Below are 18,806 nucleotides of genomic sequence, written 5' to 3' on the forward strand. Positions count from 1 at the left end.
CGGGCACCCCCGGATGCAACCGGGAAACAGGCGGCGCATCGGGGGTCCGACACGCCGCGCTGTTGCCGTCACAGGCTCTGACCGGCGGTCAGGCCAAGTCGGTCAGGCCAAGTCGGTCAGGCCAGATCGTAGCGATCCGCGTTCATCACCTTGTTCCAGGCCGCGACGAAATCGGCGACGAACTTGGCGCCCGCGGTCTGCTGGCCATAGACCTCGGCCAGCGCGCGCAACTGCGCATTGGAGCCGAACACCAGGTCGACACGCGTCGCCGTCCACCTGATATCGTCCGAACCGCGCGCGCGGCCTTCGTAGATGCCGTTGCCGCGGTCGGTCCAGGCGGTGCCCATGTCCAGCAGGTTCACGAAGAAATCACTGGTCAGCGTGCCGGCGCGATCGGTCAGGACACCGTGGGCGCTGCCGCCGTGGTTGGCGCCCAAGGCCCGCATCCCGCCGACCAGGACGGTCATTTCCGGCGCGGTCAGCCCCAGCAGTTGCGCCTTGTCGACCAGCAATTCCTCGGGCGAAACCGTGAACTGACGTTTCTGGAAATTCCGGAACCCGTCCGCCGCCGGTTCGAGCCAGGCCACGCTGTCGACCTCGGTCTGGTCCTGGGTCGCGTCGCCGCGCCCCAGCGTGCAGGGCACCTCGATGTCGTGGCCCGCGTCGGCGGCGGCCTTCTCGATCGCGGCCGCGCCGCCGATCACGATCAGGTCGGCCATCGAAACCGGTTTGCCGAACCCGGCGCGCAGGTCTTCGAGAACGCCCAGCACGCGCCGCAGGTTTTCGGGGTCGTTGGCTTCCCATCGCACCATCGGCTCCAGCCGGATCCGCGCACCGTTGGCGCCGCCGCGCATGTCGGACCCACGGAAGGTCGAGGCGGACGCCCAGGCGGTCCTGACCAGGTCCGCGACGCTCAGGCCCGTCTCCAGCAGTTTCGCCTTCAGCGCGGTGACATCGGCGTCGGACAGGTCGGTTTCGGATGCCGGGATCGGATCCTGCCAGATGAACTGTTCCTGCGGCACCTCCTTGCCCAGATACCGCGCGCGCGGGCCCATGTCGCGGTGGGTCAGCTTGAACCAGGCGCGGGCAAAGGCATCGGCGAACTGGTCGGGGTTTTCATGGAACCGCCGCGAGATCGGGCCATAGATCGGATCCATGCGCATCGCCATGTCGGCGGTGGTCATCATGGTCTTGACCTTCTTCGAGGGGTCATGCGCCTGCGGGGCCATGTCCTCCTCGGTGACATTGGCCGGTTCCCAGATCCAGGCGCCCGAAGGGCTCTTGGTCAGGTTCCAGTCATAACCGAACAGCAGGTCGAAATAGCCGTTGTCCCACCGGGTCGGGTTCGCGGTCCAGGCGCCTTCGATGCCGCTGGTCGTGGTGTCGTCGCCCGAGCCGCTGCCATGGCCGTTGATCCAGCCCAGCCCCATCGCCTCGATCGGGGCGGCTTCGGGTTCGGGTCCGACCAGCGCCGGGTCGCCCGCGCCGTGGCCCTTGCCGAAGGTGTGGCCACCGGCGACCAGGGCCACGGTTTCCTCGTCATTCATCGCCATGCGGGCAAAGGTCTCGCGCACGTCGCGGCCAGACGCCAGCACGTCGGGCTGGCCGTCCGGGCCTTCGGGGTTGACGTAGATCAGGCCCATCTGCACGGCGGCCAGCGGGTTTGCCAGGTCGCGGTCGCCGGAATAGCGGCTGTCGGGCTGGTCCGACGTGGCCAGCCACTCGGTTTCCGATCCCCAATAGGTGTCTTCCTCGGGTTCCCAGACATCGGGACGCCCACCGGCGAAACCCAGCGTCGGGCCGCCCATCGATTCGATGGCGACATTGCCGGCCAGGATCAGCAGGTCGGCCCAGGAGATGCTGTCGCCGTATTTCTGCTTGATCGGCCACAGCAGGCGGCGGGCCTTGTCGAGATTGCCGTTGTCCGGCCACGAGTTCAGCGGCGCGAATCGCTGCTGCCCGGTGCCCGCGCCGCCGCGCCCGTCGCTCACGCGATAGGTTCCGGCGCTGTGCCAGGCCATGCGGATGAACAGGCCGCCATAGTGGCCGTAATCCGCCGGCCACCAGTCCTGGCTGTCGGTCATCAGCGCGGTGAGATCCGACTTGATCGCGTCGAGATCGAGCTTGCCGAACGCCTCGGCATAGTCGAAATCCGCGCCCATCGGGTCGGACTTGGCCGAATTCTGATGCAGGATGCGAAGATTGAGCTGGTTCGGCCACCAGTCTTCGTTCGACCGCATGCCCACGTTGGTGGCGCCATGCGCGACGGGGCATTTCCCCGTGATGTTTCCGTCCATGATTTTGCTCCCGTTGAGACCTTGCGATAGCTCGGATCGACGACCGGACGGCGATCCGATGTTCCGCGACCAGATTAGCGCAGCCGGCCGATAACGGGAAATTGCATTATCCAATACCGATGATAACTTTGCATTATGAAGAACATCACGCTGCGACAGCTCCGCTATTTCGACGCCCTGGCCCGGCACGGCCATTTCGGACGCGCCGCCGAGGCCTGCGCCGTCTCGCAACCGGCGCTGTCGGTGCAGATCAGGGAACTCGAGGAGGCGCTGGGCAATGCCCTGTTCGAACGGACGCCGCGGCAGGTCAGGCTGACGACGCTGGGCCGCGAATTCCTGGCCCGGTCGCGCGAGATCCTGAGGGCGGTGAACGAACTGGGCGACCTGGCCCGCGCCGCGCAGGACCAGTGGATCGGGCAGTTGCGCATCGGCATCATTCCGACCATCGCGCCCTATCTGCTGCCCGCCATCGTCGAACGGCTCTCGGGCACGTTTTCGGGTGTCGATGTGCAGGTCCGCGAAACGATGACGACGAACCTGCTGAAGGACCTCGCCGAGGGCCGGATCGACACCGCCATCGTCGCGCTGCCGATCTCGGACCCGACCCTGACCGAGGTGGCGCTGTTCGACGAGGCGTTCGTCCTGGTCCGCCCCGAGGCCGACCGGGACAAGCCGGTTCTGGACCGGGACATGCTGCGCGAGATGCGGTTGCTGCTGCTGGAGGAAGGGCATTGTTTCCGCGAACAGGCGCTGGCCTTCTGCGACCTGCAATCGAACCAGGCGCGGGAGACGCTCGACGGCACCACCCTGTCCACCTTGGTGCAGATGGTCGGCGCCGGGATCGGCGTGACGCTGATCCCGGAAATGGCGATCCCGGTCGAAACCCGGTCCGCGGCGGTGTCGGTGGCCCGGTTCAGCGATCCCGAGCCGACCCGGACCATCGGCATGATCTGGCGCGGGACGAGCCCGCTGGCCGACCAGTATCTGCGGATCGCCGGGATCGTGCGGCAGGCGGCCGCGTCGCTGCGCGACCGGCGGGCGGCGGAGGCCTGAGCCGACAGGCCCGCCCTGCCGATGGGTGCCCTATCCGGAATGCTCCTGCACCAGCGTGTCGAGAAACAGCCGCGTGATCCGGTTCGGCGCCGGGGTCTTACGCGTGACGGCGGCAAAGGTGGACCGATAGTTGATCTGCTCGGGCAGCACCGCCCGCATCATGGTCTTGTCGACGAAAGGGCGGGCCAGGTGATCGGGCAGGAACCCGACATAGCGGCCCGACAGGATGAGCAGCGTCAGCGCATGTTCGCTCTGCACGGTTGCCGACCGCCGCAGCTTGAGCTGCTGGCCGACATGCAGGTTGGGTGAATTGACGCTCAGCCCGGCATAATTGGCCGAGCGCACGCCGTCGAGATCGAGATCGTCGTCGCGCAGGCCGAAGAACCGGTGTTCATGGCCGCAATAGAGAAACATGTCCTCGCCATAGATCGGCATGTAGGTCAGGCTGGCCGAGGGCCGGTGCTCGGCGATCACGCCGACATCGATATGCCCGCCGATCACCAGCGATTCGATCACGTTGGGCGGCTCCATCGACAGCTCGACCTGAACCTCGGGCGCGGTTTCGTTGAATTTGCGGATCGCGCGCGCCACATGCGATTCGGGGTTCGACGCGCACAGGTCGAACAGCGAAATCCGGATCGTCCCGGCGAGCTTCTGCTTGATCGCGTTCACCTCGGTGCGGAAATGCGACACCGCCGACAGCAACTGCTCGAGCGCATCCAGAACGCGCCTGCCGTCATCGGTCACCGAAAATCCCGCCGGGCCGCGCGTGCACAGGGTCAGGTCCAGCCGGATCTCGAGGTCCGAGATGTATTTCGAGATCGTCGACCGGCCGATGTTCAGCTCGGTTTCGGCAGCCGACAGGCCGCCGCTTTCGACCACCGCCTTGAAGATGCGCAGGAGCTTCAGGTCGGCATCGACGATCTGCTTGACGAGTGCTTTCTTGGCCATGAAACGTTCGATGATTGTGAAACCTTACGCTCAAAAGTTTACATTTTAAGGTATCAATTCGCAAGCTAATGATCCCGCACCGAAGCCGAGCCTTGCTGGAGGGTGCGACAGGAGAGGGCATTCCGGTTTGCGCTTTGGACAGTTGAAATCAACGCACCGGGAGGATCCCATGACATTTGTGAAAAAGGTCTGCACGCTGGCCGCAGCCGTATCGACCGTGGCCCTGATGGCCGCGGGCGCGGCGGATGCCAAGAACTTCAAGATCGCCGTGGGCGACAGCGCGGGCAGCCCGCAGGAAGCCACAGGCAAGTTCTTCATCGAGGCGCTCGAGCAGAAATCGGGCGGCGCACACACCGCCACCCTGTTCCTGAACGGCCAGCTCGGCTCCGAGCAGGACACCGTGAACGAAGCCGCCATCGGCACGCTGGACATGTCGCTGCTGGCGATCAACAACGTCACCCCGTTCTCGCCGTCGGTGGGCGTGTTCACCCTGCCTTATGTCATTCTCAGCCTCGAGGACGCGGAAACCCTGACCCAGGGGCCGATCGGACAGGAACTGACCGAAAACACCCTGCGTGACGCCGGCGTGCGCATCATCGCCTGGACCTATACCGGCTTCCGCCGGCTCACCAATTCCAAGAAACCGGTGGTTTCGGTCGCCGACCTGCAGGACCTGGTCATCCGCGTTCCCAAGAACGAAATCATGATCGAAACCTACAAGTCCTGGGGCATCAATCCGACACCGATGGCCTGGTCGGAGACCTTCACCGGTCTGCAGACCAAGGTGGTCGACGGTCAGGACAACCCGTACATGACCATCAACGCGATGAAGTTCTACGAGGTTCAGAACCACGTCACCAACCTGCGCTACATCTTCTCGATCGAGCCGCTGATCGTGTCCGAGGCCGTGTTCCAGGATCTCAGCGAGGACGACCAGAAGATGATCCTCGAAGCAGGGCAGGAAGCGACCAGGAAATCGGCCCAGTTCCTGCGCGACTCCGAGGCCGCGATCAAGGAGGAGCTGATCGCCAAGGGCATGGAAATCGTCGATCCCGAGAATGACGAGGCCGAGTTCATCCAGCTGGCCACCGAAGGCGTGTGGCCGCAATTCTACGACTCCATCGGCGGTGTCGAGAAGCTGAACGAGGTCCTGGCCGCGATCGGCCGCGACCCGGTCCAGCAGTAATCGCCACGCCGCGATACTGGGAAGAGCGCTGGCGCGCTCTTTCCGCACCGGGAGGAGGGAAACCGCATGTTCTGGAAGATCCTGAACAATCTCGAAAGCGTCATCTGCAGGATATTGCTGTCCGGCTTTGTCTGCCTGTTGTTCGTGCAGATCGTCTCGCGCGAGGTGTTCGGCCATTCCTTCAGCTGGATCGAGGAACTGTCGGTCTACATGTTCGTGTGGTTCGTCTATTTCGGGGCCAGCTATGCCGCCCTGAAGGGCGCGCATAACCGCGTCACGTTCCAGTTCAGGTTCCTGCCCGAAGGGTCGATCAAGTATATCGAGGCTTTCGCCGATCTGTTCTGGCTCTTCTTCAACGTCTACTTCCTCTACCTGGCCACGGATTTCGTGTTCAACAAGATGAACAAGTTCTGGAAATCCCAGACGCTGGGGGTCGAGATGAAGTACATCTACATGGTGCTTCCCATCGCCTTTGCGCTGATGACCTTCCGCGTTCTCCAGGTGAATTACCGCCGCCTGGTCCGGGGCGAGGACATCGCCGATCCCGACCAGATCGATCTCGACGAAATCAAGGCCGCCACCGACGCGGCGAAGCACGGCTGAAGCGGGGAGGACGCGTCATGGAAACCGAAATCGTATCGATCCTCTTTGGGTCCTTCCTGGTTCTGCTGCTCATCGGGGCGCCGATCACGGTGGCGCTGGGTGTCGCATCGCTGATCTCGTTTTTGTATCTGGGCGAGAATCCGATCAAGTTCGTGCAGATCGCCTTTACCTCGGTCGGGGCCTTCCCGCTGATGGCGCTGCCCGCCTTCATCCTGGCCGGGGCGCTGATGGAGGCGGCCGGCATCTCGAAACGGCTGATCAACGTCGCCGAAAGCCTGGCCGGACCCTTTACCGGTGGCATCTCGGCCGCAACCGTCATGGCCTGCCTGTTCTTCGGCGCGATCTCGGGGTCGGGCCCGGCCACCACCGCCGCCGTGGGGATGCTGATGATCCCGGCGATGATCAACCGCGGCTACGAACGCGGCTATGCCTCGGCGATCACCGCCTCGTCGGGCGGGTTGGGCATCATCATCCCGCCGTCGATCCCGATGGTCATCTTCGGCATCGCCGCGCTGGGCATGGCGCCGCCGCCGGAAGCGGTCGAGAAATTCGGCACCTTCCAGTCGGTGTCGATCTCCAAACTGTTCATCGCGGGGTTCGTCCCGGCCTTCCTGATCGCCACCAGCCTGCTGATCCTGAACTACTTCATGTCGAAGCAGCGCGGCTACAAGGGCATGGGCGAAGGCTGGTCGGCGCGCAACGTGCTGTGCGAGATGTATCGCGGCTTCTGGTCCCTGATGGCGCCGCTGGTGATCCTGGGCGGTATCTATACCGGGTTCTTCACCCCGACCGAGGCCGCCATCGTCGCGATCTTCTATACCCTCGTGATCGGCGTGTTCATCTATCGTGAACTGACCTGGGCGTCGCTGTTCCAGTCGCTCGAGGCGACCACATGGCTGACCGGGCGCGTGCTGCTGATCCTGTTCACCGCAACCGTGTTCGGCCGCCTGCTGGTGGAAAACCAGATCCCGGCGATCATCGCCGAGGGCATGCTCAGCTTTACCGACAGCCTCTATGTGATCTGGGCGCTGATCATCTTCTTCCTGCTCTTCGTCGGCATGTTCATGGAAACCCTGGCCACCATCCTGATCCTGGTGCCGGTGATGCTGCCGGTCGCCTATTCGGTGGGGATCGACCCGATCCATTTCGGCGTGGTCATGGTGTGCACCCTGGGTATCGGGTTCCAGACCCCGCCGCTGGGCGAGAACCTGTTCATCGCCTCGGGCATCTCGAACATCTCGATCGAACAGATTTCCCTGCGGGCGCTGCCCTTTGCCGCCGCGAACACGGTCGCGATCTTCATCATCGCCTTCTTCCCGCAACTCTCGCTCTGGCTGCCCCGCCTGCTTGGCTACTGATCCGAAAGGCCGTTCCGATGAAACCCATGGTCACAAGCATCCTGTTCGCCACGGCGTTGACGCGCAACTCGACCCAGGCGCTGAAATACACGGCCAGCCTGGCGCAGGCGACCGGGGCCGAGATCCATGTCCTGCATGTGAACGAACCGATCTCGGACGATGCCAGGATCACCTTCGAGATGTTCATTCTCAACGAGGAAACCCGCAAGACCGCCGAAAGGCGCCGCCACGAGATGGTGCGCCAGCTGCTGGCCGAGCGGCAGGCCCGGTTCTGGGCGCAGTTCGAGGGCGAGGATGCCGGGATTCGCGATCTGGTGACATCGGTCGAGGTCACCGACGGTCACCCCGCCGAGGTCATCCTGCGCCGGTCCGAGCAGATGGGCTGCGACCTGATCGTTCTGGGCGCGCATGACCACGGCATTTCGCACACTTTTCTCGGCACCGTCGCCAAGCGCGTCTTGCGCCGGTCGAGGATACCGACACTGATCGTTCCCTATTCGGAACAGACCTGACCCCTGACTGACAACAAGAAAGACAAACCCATGACCAAGACACTGACGGCCCGGGACCTGGCCGAGACCTTCGACGCGTTCAACCGTCACGATATTGACGGCGTGATGACCCATTTCGCGGAAGACTGCGTGTTCTACACCGTCGGCGGCGACGAGAAATTCGGCAACCGGGTCGACGGCGCCGAGGCCATCGCGGCCGCGTTCTCGGCGGTCTGGGCGGGCATGAAGGATGCCCATTGGGATCACCACGGCCACTTCGTGCACGGGGACCGCGCGGTGTCGGAATGGACCTTTTCCGGCACCGACGCCGATGGCATGCGGATCGAGGCCGAGGGCGCCGATCTGTTCACCCTGCGGGACGGCAAGATCGTCGTGAAGCAGGCGCTGCGCAAATCCCGGCCGATGTTCAAGGCCTGACCCCCGACCAAGTCCTACTGGGAGCACCCGTCATGGTTGACGATACGATTCCTCGCCACTGGCCCCAATCCAGCTATGACCCGAAATACGACCCCATCATCGATGCCGGGCCGGGCCACAACCGCGACTATGCGCCGACCTACTGGATCGGCACCGCCGGCACGCCGCCCGAGGATGACGGCCCGGTATCCGGCGACATCGATGCCGATGTGGTCGTCGTCGGCTCGGGCTATACCGGGCTGTCGACCGCCATCCACCTGGCCCGGGACCACGGCATCCAATGTGTCGTGCTCGAAGCCAACACCTCGGCCTGGGGCTGTTCGACCCGCAACGGCGGGCAGGCGCAGATCTCCTCGGGCCGTCTCAAGCGGTCGCAGTGGATCCAGCGCTGGGGCGTCGACGTGGCCAAGGCGATGCACCGGGAGGTGACCGAGGCGTTCGAGCTGTTCAACGACCTGATCGCACAGGATGACATCGACTGCGATCCGCAGCTCGGCGGGCACTACTACATTGCCCACCGGGACAAGGCGATGGGCAGCCTGCGCAAGGAAAGCGCGCTGCTGAACGATGTGTTCGGCTATGGTTCGCGGATCATCGAACGCGACGAGCTGCACAAACAGCACGTCCGGGACATGGAGGGCGCGGGCGCGCTGTGGGAACCGGACGGGACCTGTATCCACGCGGCCAAGCTGGCGTTCGGTTACATCCGGATGGCCCGCCGTCTGGGGGTGAAGATCCACAGCGGCTCGCCGGTGATGGGCTGGGAAACCAAGAACGGGGTGCATCATTTGCGCACGCCGGGTGGGACCGTGCGCGCGAAATCGGTCGCGCTGGCTACCGCCGGCTACACGCCGCCCGGCCTGAACCGGCGGACCCGGCACCGGCTGATGCCGATCCTGTCGAACTCGATGGTGACGCGCCCGCTGACGCAATCCGAACTAGACGACTGCGGCATCCGGACCATGTCGCCGCTGACCGACACGCGCACGCTGCGGCATTACTACCGCCTGCTGCCCGACAACCGGATGCAGATCGGAAGCCGCAGCGCCGTGACCGGGCGCGACGCGGAGAACGACCGCCATCTCCAGCTGCTGCGCAAGGGGCTGGCGCGCAAGTTTCCGGCGCTGGAGGATATCAACCTGGATTATTCTTGGTGGGGTTGGGTGGACGTGAGCCACGACATGATGCCGCGCATCTTCCAGCCCAATCCGGACGAGCGCATCTTCTATGCGATGGGCTATGGCGGTAACGGCGTGATGTATTCCGCCCAGGCCGGGCGCCGCATGGCCCAGCTGGTCGCCGGGGACAAGTCGGACGAGGCGTTCCGGCTGCCGATCTTCACCTCGCCCCTGCCCAGCCACGGCCTGCTCACACCGTTCCGCCGACTGGGCCAGCGCGTGGCTTATGTCTGGTATTATCTCAACGATGAAGTCATCTGATCTGACAACATCCCATATCTGCCAAAAAGAGGACCCTCTTATGAAAATGACGACGGAAGAAGCCTTTGTGAAGGTATTGCAGATGCATGGCATCGATCATGCATTTGGGATCATCGGATCCGCGATGATGCCGATTTCGGACCTGTTTCCGGCGGCCGGGATCAAGTTTTTCGACTGTGCGCATGAATGCAATGCCGGGATGATGGCGGATGGCTTCACCCGCGCATCGGGGCGGATGTCGATGATGGTCGCCCAGAACGGCCCTGGGATCACCAGCCTGGTGACGCCGATCAAGACCGCCTACTGGAACCACACCCCGCTGCTGGTGGTGACACCGCAGGCGGCAAACAAGACGCTGGGGCAGGGCGGGTTCCAGGAAGTCGAACAGATGGCGTTGCTCGAGGACATGGTCGCCTACCAGGAAGAGGTCCGCGACCCGACCCGCATGGCCGAGGTGCTGAACCGGGTGATCCTGCAGGCCAAGCGGGCCTCGGCCCCGGCCCAGATCAACATCCCGCGCGATTTCTGGACCCAGGTGATCGACATCGACCTGCCGGCGGTGGTCGAGTTCGAACGTCCCGCGGGCGGCGAACGGGCGGTGACCGAGGCGGCGCGGCTGCTCTCGGAGGCCGAGTTCCCGGTGATCCTGAACGGCGCCGGCGTGGTGCTGGGCGGTGCGGTGGCCGAATCGATGGCACTGGCCGAGCGGCTCGATGCGCCGGTCTGCGTCGGCTATCAGCACAATGACGCCTTCCCCGGTTCGCATCCGCTCTTTGCCGGCCCGCTGGGCTATAACGGGTCCAAGGCGGGGATGGAGCTGATCTCGAAGGCCGACGTGGTGCTGGCGCTCGGGACCCGGCTGAACCCGTTCTCGACCCTGCCGGGCTATGGCATCGACTACTGGCCGCGCGACGCCAGGATCATCCAGGTCGACATCAACCCGGACCGGATCGGCCTGACCAAGCCGGTGACGGTCGGCATCGTAGGAGACGCCAAGAAGGTGGCGCAGGGCATCATGGCGCAGCTGGCCGCCAATGCCGGCGATGCCGGGCGCGAGACCCGCAAGGAGCTGATTTCGACCACCAAGTCGAAATGGGCGCAGGAGCTGACCTCGATGGATCACGAGGACGACGATCCGGGCACCACCTGGAACGAACGCGCCCGTGGCCGCGAGCCGGAGAAGATGAGCCCGCGCATGGCCTGGCGGGCGATCCAGGCGGCGCTGCCGAAAGAGGCGATCATCTCGTCGGATATCGGCAACAACTGCGCCATCGGCAATGCCTACCCGTCCTTCGAGGAGGGCCGCAAATACCTGGCGCCGGGCCTGTTCGGTCCCTGCGGCTACGGTTTCCCGGCCATCTGCGGCGCCAAGATCGCCTGCCCGGACACGCCCGTCGTGGGCTTTGCCGGTGACGGCGCATTTGGCATCTCGATGAACGAAATGGTGTCGGTGAACCGCGACGACTGGCCGGCGATCACCATGGTGATCTTCCGCAACTACCAGTGGGGCGCCGAAAAGCGGAACACGACCCTGTGGTTCGACGACAATTTCGTCGGCACCGAACTGTCGACCGAGGTCAGCTATGCGGGCATCGCCCGGGCCTGCGGCGTCGACGGCGTGGCGGTGTCCACCATGGCCGAGCTGACGGACGAGCTGAACAAGGCCGTCACCCGGCAGATGAAGGAGGGCAAGACCACCTTCATCGAGGTGATGCTGAACCAGGAGCTGGGCGAACCGTTCCGCCGCGACGCGATGAAGAAACCGGTCAGCGTGGCCGGGATCGACGCCGCCGACATGAAGGCGCAGGCCTGATCCTCCCCGGCCGGGGCGGACCACCGCCCCGGCACCTGCCGTGCCCATGACCCCTGCCGTTCCGGGACAGGGCACGGCCCCTTTGTTGCCAGAGGAAGACCCTGATGCAGGCAAACCCGGCTACCACGCGAACGTCCCGGCTGGTCGCGTTTCTCGATGACAACTGGCGCGGATTCCTGGTCTCCGTCGTCATTGCGGTGGCGGCGCAGTTCCTGTCGGAACATTACGGCGCCCCGGCGATGCTGATGGCGCTGCTGCTGGGCATCGCCTTTCATTTCCTGGCCGAGGAACAGGCGGGCGAGGGGGGCGGGACCTGCAAGCCGGGGATCGAGTTCACCGCCCGCACGGTGCTGCGTTTCGGCGTGGCGCTGCTGGGCGCGCGGATCAGCGCCGAGCTGATGATCGGACTGGGGCCGCACCTGATCGCGGTGGTGGTGCTGGGCGTGGTGCTGACGATCCTGTTCGGCCTGCTGGGCGCGCGGATGCTGAACCGGGGCTGGCGTTTCGGGCTGCTGACCGGCGGATCGGTGGCGATCTGCGGCGCCTCGGCGGCGATGGCGATCTCGGCGGTGCTGCCGCGCAACGAACATTCCGAACGCAACCTGATCTTCACCGTGCTCAGCGTCACCGTGCTGTCGACCCTGGCGATGATCCTCTACCCGATCCTGACCGAGCTCTTCGATTTCAGCGATGAGGTGTCGGGCGTGTTCCTGGGCGGCACGATCCATGACGTGGCGCAGGTGGTCGGGGCCGGGTTCTCGGTGTCGGACGAGGTCGGCGAGGTCGCCACGCTGGTCAAGCTGATCCGGGTGGCGATGCTGGCGCCGGTGGTGCTGGTCATCTCGGTGCTGGTGCGCCGCTATGCCGAGGACACCGCAACCGAAGGCAAGCGCCCGCCGGTCCTGCCCGCCTTCGTGGTCGGGTTCCTGATCTTCGCCACGCTGAATTCGCTGGGCCTGATCCCGGCAATCGTGGTCGAGGCGATGTCGGGCCTGTCGCGATGGGCGCTGCTGGTGTCGATCGCGGCGGTCGGCATGAAAACCTCGCTCAAGCGCATTCTCGATGTCGGCGGCCAGGCCATCGCCCTGATCGTCGCCGAAACCGTTTTCATTGCGATCTTCGTTCTCGCAGGCGTCACGCTGATCGCTCACTAGCAAGGGTAGACAACCATGAAGCCCCTGGAAATCCTATTGAAAAACGCCGCGCGGTCAAAACGCAGGATCGTTCTGAGCGAGGGTGCCGACCCGCGCGCCATCGAGGCGGCGGTGGCGGCGCGCGCGCAGGGTGTGGGGCAGGTCGTCCTGGTCGGCGACAGCGACGACATCGCGGCCCGGCTGGCCGCGGCCGGTGCCGGACAGGGCGACGGGATCGAGATCCAGGATCCCGCCCAGTCGCCGCTGACAGAGGCGTTTGTCGCGCTCTACCACGACCTGCGCAGGCACAAGGGCGTGACCGAGGACGAGGCACGGGCGGCGGTGCAGTCGCCCCATGTCTTCGCGGCGCTGATGGTGAAATCGGGACATGCGGACGGCACCGTGGGCGGTGCGGTGGCGACAACCGCCGAGATCGTCCGGACCGCGATTCAGGTGATCGGGCCGGCGCCGGGAACCACGCTGATCTCCAGTTTCTTCCTGATGCTGTTCTGCGCCGACCACCATGCCCGCAAGGGCGCCCATATCTTTGCCGACAGCGGTCTGGTGATCGACCCCGATGCCGAAGAGATGGCCCAGATCGCGCTGTCCTCGGCCGGGTCGTTCCGGGCGCTGATCGGCGAGGAGCCGCGGGTGGCGATGCTGTCCTTTTCGACCCATGGCAGCGCCAGCCACAAATCGGTGTCGAAGGTGACCGAGGCCACCGGGATCGCACGCAAGGCGGATCCCGGCCTGATGATCGACGGCGACCTGCAATTCGACGCGGCCTTCGTTCCCGACGTGGCCGCCAAGAAGGCGGAAAGCTCGCCCTTGGGTGGCAACGCCAACGTGTTCGTGTTCCCGAACCTGGAAAGCGGCAACATCGCCTACAAGATCGCGCAGCGCGTCGGTGGTGCCCATGCCATCGGCCCGATCCTCCAGGGCCTGGCCCAGCCCGCGAACGACCTGTCGCGCGGATGTTCCGCCGAGGACATCCTGCACATGATCGCCGTCACCGCCGCCCAGGCCGATGCGTTGAAGGCGACCAATACCGTCACCGAGGAGCGCGCCCAATGACCACCCATGTCATCGACCTGACCCATGATGCGCCGGCATCGACCGGATCGCGCCGTCTGTCCGATCTGCCCGACCGCGTGGTCGCCGGCGATCCGCACCACCGGACCGGTGTGCATTTCACCAGCCCGGACGGGCGGCTGACGGCGGGAACCTGGACCTCGACGCCGGGCAAGTGGCACGCGTTCACCGACAAGGATGAATATTGCTATATCGTGTCGGGCCATTGCGCGCTGGTTCACGAGGACGGCACAAGGCGCGAGTTCCGCACCGGTGCGTCGTTCCTGATCCCCGACGGGTTCCGGGGCTATTGGGAAGTCATCGAAACCACCACCAAGCATTTTGTGATCCGCGACACCGGCCCGGAAAGCTGACCCCCATATTGCCTGCCCCGCCACCGGTGCGAGCAGGGGCGCTGTCACGCATTGCCGCACCGGGTGACGCGGCCCCGTTGTCGTGACCTTTGGCCGCGTGGCGGCTCTGGCGGCCCGGTTCGGCGTTTACTTCGGTCGACCCGCTTGCTAGAGCAGGCACAGGATCACGACGGGGGTGCGGTCGCATGGGCGGGCATCGATGGCGAGGACAGGCTTTGACCAAGCGGTGGCGCTGACCGCCGCCCGACCCGGACCATTCCACGGGGCCCGCGCGCCCTTTGACAGCGAGATCCACAGACCATGAAAGACCTGACCTTTGTCACCGACGGGGGCGTGCGCGTAACGCGCCGTGGTGCGCCCGCGCCGTTCCTCGAGGCATCCGCGGCACTGATCGACCGGCTCGATTCCGAACTCGGCGCCCTGTTTGCATCGAATTACGAATATCCCGGCCGCTACAACCGCTGGGAATTCGGCTTTTCCAACCCGCCGCTGATGATCGAGGCGCGTGGCCGTGACATGCGGCTGACCGCGCTCAATGATCGCGGGCGCATCCTGATGCGGATCCTGCGGCCGGCGCTGGAAACCCTCGAGGCCGTCGACACGCTGAAGGACCGCGATGACGGGCTGGCGCTGCGGATCGCACAGCCGGGCCGGATCCTGAACGAGGACGAACGCTCGCGTGCGCCGTCGGTGTTCTCGGTGCTGCGCGAGATTTCCGCGCTGTTTCACACCGATGAGGACAGCCACCTGGGGCTCTACGGGGCCTTCGGCTATGACCTGGCCTTTCAGTTCGAACCGGTCGAGCTGAAACTGGACCGCAAGCCGGACCAGCGCGACCTGGTGCTGTTCCTGGTCGACGAGCTGCTGATCACCGACCATTATTCGACCAGCTCCTACACCTATCGTTACGACTTTGCGCAGGGCGACCTGGACACGGCGGGGCTGGACCGGCGCGGGCGGGCCGAGCCGTTCCGGCAGGGGCCCGAGAGCGTGCCGCGCGGCGATCACGAGCCCGGAGAATATGCCGCGCTGGTGCGCGAGGCCAAGCAGAGCTTCCGGCGCGGCGACCTGTTCGAGGTGGTGCCGGGTCAGGTGTTCTATGAACCCTGCCACGATCAGCCCTCGGCGATCTTCCGGCGGCTGAAGAAAATCAACCCGGCGCCGTTCGGGTTCCTGATGAACCTCGGCGAACAGGAATACCTGGTCGGCGCCAGCCCCGAGATGTTCGTGCGCGTCACCGGCCGGCGGGTCGAAACCTGCCCGATCTCGGGCACGATCAGGCGCGGCGCCGATGCCATCGAGGACAGCGAACAGATCCTCAAGCTGCTGCAGTCCGAGAAGGACGAAAGCGAACTGACCATGTGTTCGGACGTGGACCGCAACGACAAGAGCCGCGTCTGCGTGCCCGGATCGGTGCGGGTGATCGGGCGGCGCCAGATCGAGATGTATTCGCGGCTGATCCACACCGTCGATCACATCGAGGGCGTGCTGCGCGAGGACATGGACGCGTTCGATGCCTTCCTGTCCCATGCCTGGGCGGTGACCGTGACCGGCGCGCCGAAACTCTGGGCGATGCGGTTCATCGAGGCGCATGAGAAATCGGCGCGATACTGGTATGGCGGCGCGATCGGCGCGGTGCAGTTCAACGGCGACATGAATACCGGGCTGACCCTGCGCACGGTGCGGATCAAGAACGGCGTGGCCGAGGTGCGTGCCGGGGCCACGCTGCTCAATGACAGCGACCCCGATGACGAAGAGGCCGAAACCGAACTGAAGGCGTCGGCCATGCGCGCGGCGGTGCGCGGCGACATGCGGTCCAACGCGGCCGCCGGGGACGGCTGGCGCGCGCCGGTGGCCACGGGTAGGCGGATCCTGCTGGTCGATCACGAGGACAGTTTCGTGCATACGCTGGCCAATTATTTCCGGCAGACCGGGGCCGAGGTCATGACCACGCGCAGCCCGCTGGCCGGGGATGTGCTGGACAATTATCGCCCCGACCTGGTGGTGCTGTCGCCCGGTCCGGGAAACCCGCGCGATTTCGACTGCCGGGCGACCATCGAGCTGGCGCTGGGGCGGGGGCTGCCGGTGTTCGGTGTCTGCCTCGGGTTGCAGGCGATTGCCGAGTATTTCGGGGCGGAGCTGGCGCAGCTCGACGACCCGATGCATGGCAAACCGTCGCGGATCACCGTGCATGATGCGGGCACCGTGTTTGCCGACCTGCCCGAACAGATCACCATCGGGCGGTATCATTCGCTGTTTGCGCGGCGCGATACCCTGCCGGATGCGCTGCGGGTGACGGCCAGCACGGCGGATGGCGTGGTGATGGGCGTGGAACATGCCGACCTGCCGGTGGCGGCGGTCCAGTTCCATCCCGAATCGATCATGTCTCTCGGGCAGGAGGCCGGCATCCGCATGATCGAAAACGCGGTCACGCGGCTGGTCGACCGCGCCGCGCGGACCCGCGCCGCCGAATAGGCGGGGCGGGCTGGCCGGTCGTCAGATCAGCGCGCCGAGATCCTGCAACACCGCCCGTACCGGCCCGGCATCGGGCGCGGCCCCGGTCCGGGCGGTCAGGGCGGCGGCAACCCCGGCCGCGTCGCCGCTGGCAAAGGCGGTGCCCATCACCCGGATCGACCCGTAGGCGCGCGGGTCGGCGCCGATCACCCGGCCCGCATACCACAGGTTTTCGATCCCGCGGGCGTGCAGCGCGTCGAGCGGGATGTGGTAATAGCCCTTGCCGCCGACCTGTTCGTAGATCGGCCTGCCCGCCTCGGAATGCAGCTCGATCGGCCAGGCGGCGCGGGCCACCCCGTCTTCACGCAGCCGCCCGCGGATCACGTCGCCATGCCCGATCTCGTAGCGCGCCGCCGGGTGACGGGTTTCGCGCACCCCGATCTGCGGGCCGGTCTGCGCGAGCCACGCGCCCTCGAAACCGGGGACGGTTTCACGCAGCACGTCGACCAGCAGCAGCGCCATTTCCCGCCCGGTCTGTTCGGCGCGGGTAAAGCTCTGCGACGACAGGTCGGGCATGGCGCGGTCGATCACCAGCCACCAGAAATCCGACGATGCCGGCACCCGCGTGTAGATCCCGCCATCGGTGCGGTCGATCCGGTGCGGCGACCGGGTGTTGAACAGCTCGATCGCCCGGATCATGCGGGCCCGGTCGATCGCGGTATCCGCGGCCAGCCCGCTGACCCGGATCGGCATCGAATAGGCCTGGATCCGGCCCTCGCCATCGCCGAGGCGCATCGGCTGCCCCAGCACCAGCGCCAGGTTGGCATCGCCGCTGGCATCGACAAAGCTCTCGGCGATCAGGCGAAACCGGCCATCCATCCCGGCGACGGTCACGCTTTCGACGCGCTCGGCGGTGCGACTGGCCGCGGCGACCCGGCTGTGCAGGAAGACATCGACGCCATGCGCCATCAGCACCCGGTCCAGCGCGATCTTGAGCCGTTCGGGATCGAGCAGCACGATCCAGTTGCCGGTGGTCGGCGAATGGTAGGGCGTGCAGGCGACGCCGAGCCGGCGCATTTCATCCAGCACGATCTCACCGGCCCCGGCCACGGCCTGAACCGGGTCGGCGCCCTGATGGAAGAACCCGCAATAGGCCAGCACCTGCGCATTGGTCGCGGCGCCGCCCAGGAAGCCGTATTTCTCGACCAGCGCGACCCGCGCGCCGGCCCGTGCCGCGCCGAGCGCCGCGCCGACGCCGCCGGCGCCACCGCCCGCAACCACGACATCGTATTGGGTTTCATGGCGCGGCATCAGTTTCTCCAGCTCAGGAAATAGCGTTCGGCCCGGCCGATCAGCCAGTTCACGATCAGCCCCAGCGTCGACAGCATCGCCACCCCGGCGATCAGCTGGTCGGTGGACATCAGGTTGCCGGCCAGCAGCACATAGGCGCCGATGCCGTATTCCGCGCCGATCATTTCGGCGGCGACCAGCAGGATGATCGAGATCGAGGCCGAGATGCGCATGCCCGACAGGATCGCGGGCAGGGCGGCGGGCAGCACGATCTTGCGGACGATGTCCCAGCGCGACAGGTTGAAGCTCTGCCCCATTCGGATCAGCGCACGGTCGACATTGTCGATGCCGCCATAGGTGGCGATCACGGTGGGAAAGAACGACCCGAACAGGATGGTCGCGACCTTGGAGCCCTCGCCGATGCCGAACCAGATGATGAACAGCGGCAGCAGCGCGATTTTCGGGATCGGAAAGATCGCCGAGACCAGCGGCGAAAGGGCCGCGCGTGCCAGCGAATTCAGCCCGATCGCGGTGCCGACGATCAGCCCCAGGATGGAGCCGCAGGTGAACCCGATCACCAGCCGTTGCAGCGAGGCGCCGAGATGTTTCTGCAGGTTGCCCGAGCGGGCGAGATCGGCCAGCGCCTCGAAGGCCTCGCTCGGGGCGGGCAGCACCAGCGCCGAGATGATGCCCAGCCGCGACCCCAGTTCCCACAGGATCAGGATCGCCGCGAAAACGGCGATACCCACGAACCGCCGCGGCCGGGGCAGAAACCCCCCGCCGCGGAACGGCACCGGGCGTTCGGTTGCACTGTCCTGAGTGCTGTTGGCGGGCAGGTCGACCACGGCAGATCCT

The 18,806-nt window shown here is 65.7% G+C and carries 16 protein-coding genes; 12 read left to right on the top strand and 4 right to left on the bottom strand.

Going from position 1 to position 18,806, the window contains the following annotated elements:
* Positions 1–116: 116 nt before the first annotated feature.
* The gene (gene katG / locus C6Y53_RS16025; protein WP_106473357.1) at positions 117–2,297 is read right to left on the bottom strand and encodes a catalase/peroxidase HPI; all 2,181 of its coding nucleotides are present in this window, start codon (positions 2,295–2,297) and stop codon (positions 117–119) included.
* Positions 2,298–2,432: 135 nt separating this feature from the next.
* Here katG and C6Y53_RS16030 point away from each other — a divergent pair, with 135 nt between their 5' ends.
* Complete coding sequence (locus C6Y53_RS16030; RefSeq protein ID WP_106473358.1) at positions 2,433–3,350, top strand: LysR substrate-binding domain-containing protein; 918 nt, start codon at positions 2,433–2,435, stop codon at positions 3,348–3,350.
* Positions 3,351–3,380: 30 nt separating this feature from the next.
* Here the strand turns inward: C6Y53_RS16030 and C6Y53_RS16035 are convergent, their stop codons facing one another.
* Positions 3,381–4,301: a LysR family transcriptional regulator gene (locus C6Y53_RS16035; protein ID WP_106473359.1), complete on the bottom strand. Its 921-nt coding sequence runs from the start codon at positions 4,299–4,301 to the stop codon at positions 3,381–3,383.
* Positions 4,302–4,470: 169 nt separating this feature from the next.
* On the opposite strand from C6Y53_RS16035, the gene C6Y53_RS16040 reads away from it, so the two are divergent.
* The 11 genes from C6Y53_RS16040 to C6Y53_RS16090 all read left to right on the top strand — a co-directional run bounded on the left by C6Y53_RS16040 (position 4,471) and on the right by C6Y53_RS16090 (position 16,682).
* A complete protein-coding gene (locus C6Y53_RS16040) occupies positions 4,471–5,487 on the top strand; it encodes a TRAP transporter substrate-binding protein (RefSeq protein WP_106473360.1) in 1,017 nt (338 codons plus the stop codon).
* Between the two features lie 66 nt (positions 5,488–5,553).
* Positions 5,554–6,090 (top strand): TRAP transporter small permease, encoded by a 537-nt coding sequence (locus C6Y53_RS16045; protein WP_106473361.1) that lies wholly within the window; start codon positions 5,554–5,556, stop codon positions 6,088–6,090.
* A 17-nt stretch (positions 6,091–6,107) separates the two neighbouring features.
* On the top strand, positions 6,108–7,448 hold the full coding sequence (locus C6Y53_RS16050; protein ID WP_106473362.1) for a TRAP transporter large permease: 1,341 nt from the start codon (positions 6,108–6,110) through the stop codon (positions 7,446–7,448).
* Between the two features lie 17 nt (positions 7,449–7,465).
* Complete coding sequence (locus C6Y53_RS16055; RefSeq protein WP_106473363.1) at positions 7,466–7,960, top strand: universal stress protein; 495 nt, start codon at positions 7,466–7,468, stop codon at positions 7,958–7,960.
* Positions 7,961–7,990: 30 nt separating this feature from the next.
* Complete coding sequence (locus tag C6Y53_RS16060; protein WP_106473364.1) at positions 7,991–8,377, top strand: nuclear transport factor 2 family protein; 387 nt, start codon at positions 7,991–7,993, stop codon at positions 8,375–8,377.
* 32 nt (positions 8,378–8,409) lie between these two features.
* Positions 8,410–9,816, top strand: coding sequence for an NAD(P)/FAD-dependent oxidoreductase (locus C6Y53_RS16065; protein ID WP_106473365.1), 1,407 nt, complete (start codon positions 8,410–8,412; stop codon positions 9,814–9,816).
* Positions 9,817–9,856: 40 nt separating this feature from the next.
* On the top strand, positions 9,857–11,629 hold the full coding sequence (gene xsc, locus C6Y53_RS16070; RefSeq protein ID WP_106473366.1) for a sulfoacetaldehyde acetyltransferase: 1,773 nt from the start codon (positions 9,857–9,859) through the stop codon (positions 11,627–11,629).
* A gap of 104 nt (positions 11,630–11,733) precedes the next feature.
* Positions 11,734–12,783, top strand: coding sequence for a YeiH family protein (locus tag C6Y53_RS16075; protein WP_106473367.1), 1,050 nt, complete (start codon positions 11,734–11,736; stop codon positions 12,781–12,783).
* 15 nt (positions 12,784–12,798) lie between these two features.
* Positions 12,799–13,836, top strand: coding sequence for a phosphate acetyltransferase (pta, locus tag C6Y53_RS16080; RefSeq protein WP_106473368.1), 1,038 nt, complete (start codon positions 12,799–12,801; stop codon positions 13,834–13,836).
* On the top strand, positions 13,833–14,207 hold the full coding sequence (locus tag C6Y53_RS16085; protein ID WP_106473369.1) for a cupin domain-containing protein: 375 nt from the start codon (positions 13,833–13,835) through the stop codon (positions 14,205–14,207). Before pta ends, C6Y53_RS16085 begins: the two co-directional genes overlap by 4 nt.
* Before the next feature lie 300 nt (positions 14,208–14,507).
* A complete protein-coding gene (locus C6Y53_RS16090; protein WP_106473370.1) occupies positions 14,508–16,682 on the top strand; it encodes an anthranilate synthase component I in 2,175 nt (724 codons plus the stop codon).
* 21 nt (positions 16,683–16,703) lie between these two features.
* On the opposite strand, the gene C6Y53_RS16095 is transcribed toward C6Y53_RS16090, so the two are convergent.
* The gene (locus C6Y53_RS16095; RefSeq protein WP_106473371.1) at positions 16,704–17,972 is read right to left on the bottom strand and encodes an FAD-dependent oxidoreductase; all 1,269 of its coding nucleotides are present in this window, start codon (positions 17,970–17,972) and stop codon (positions 16,704–16,706) included.
* Positions 17,972–18,796 carry an ABC transporter permease gene (locus tag C6Y53_RS16100; RefSeq protein WP_211299407.1) on the bottom strand — a complete coding sequence of 275 codons (825 nt, stop codon included), beginning with the start codon at positions 18,794–18,796 and terminating at the stop codon, positions 17,972–17,974. Before C6Y53_RS16100 ends, C6Y53_RS16095 begins: the two co-directional genes overlap by 1 nt.
* Positions 18,797–18,806: the final 10 nt, after the last annotated feature.

Origin of the sequence: Pukyongiella litopenaei (assembly GCF_003008555.2) — a bacterium.
Classification (GTDB): domain Bacteria; phylum Pseudomonadota; class Alphaproteobacteria; order Rhodobacterales; family Rhodobacteraceae; genus Pukyongiella; species Pukyongiella litopenaei.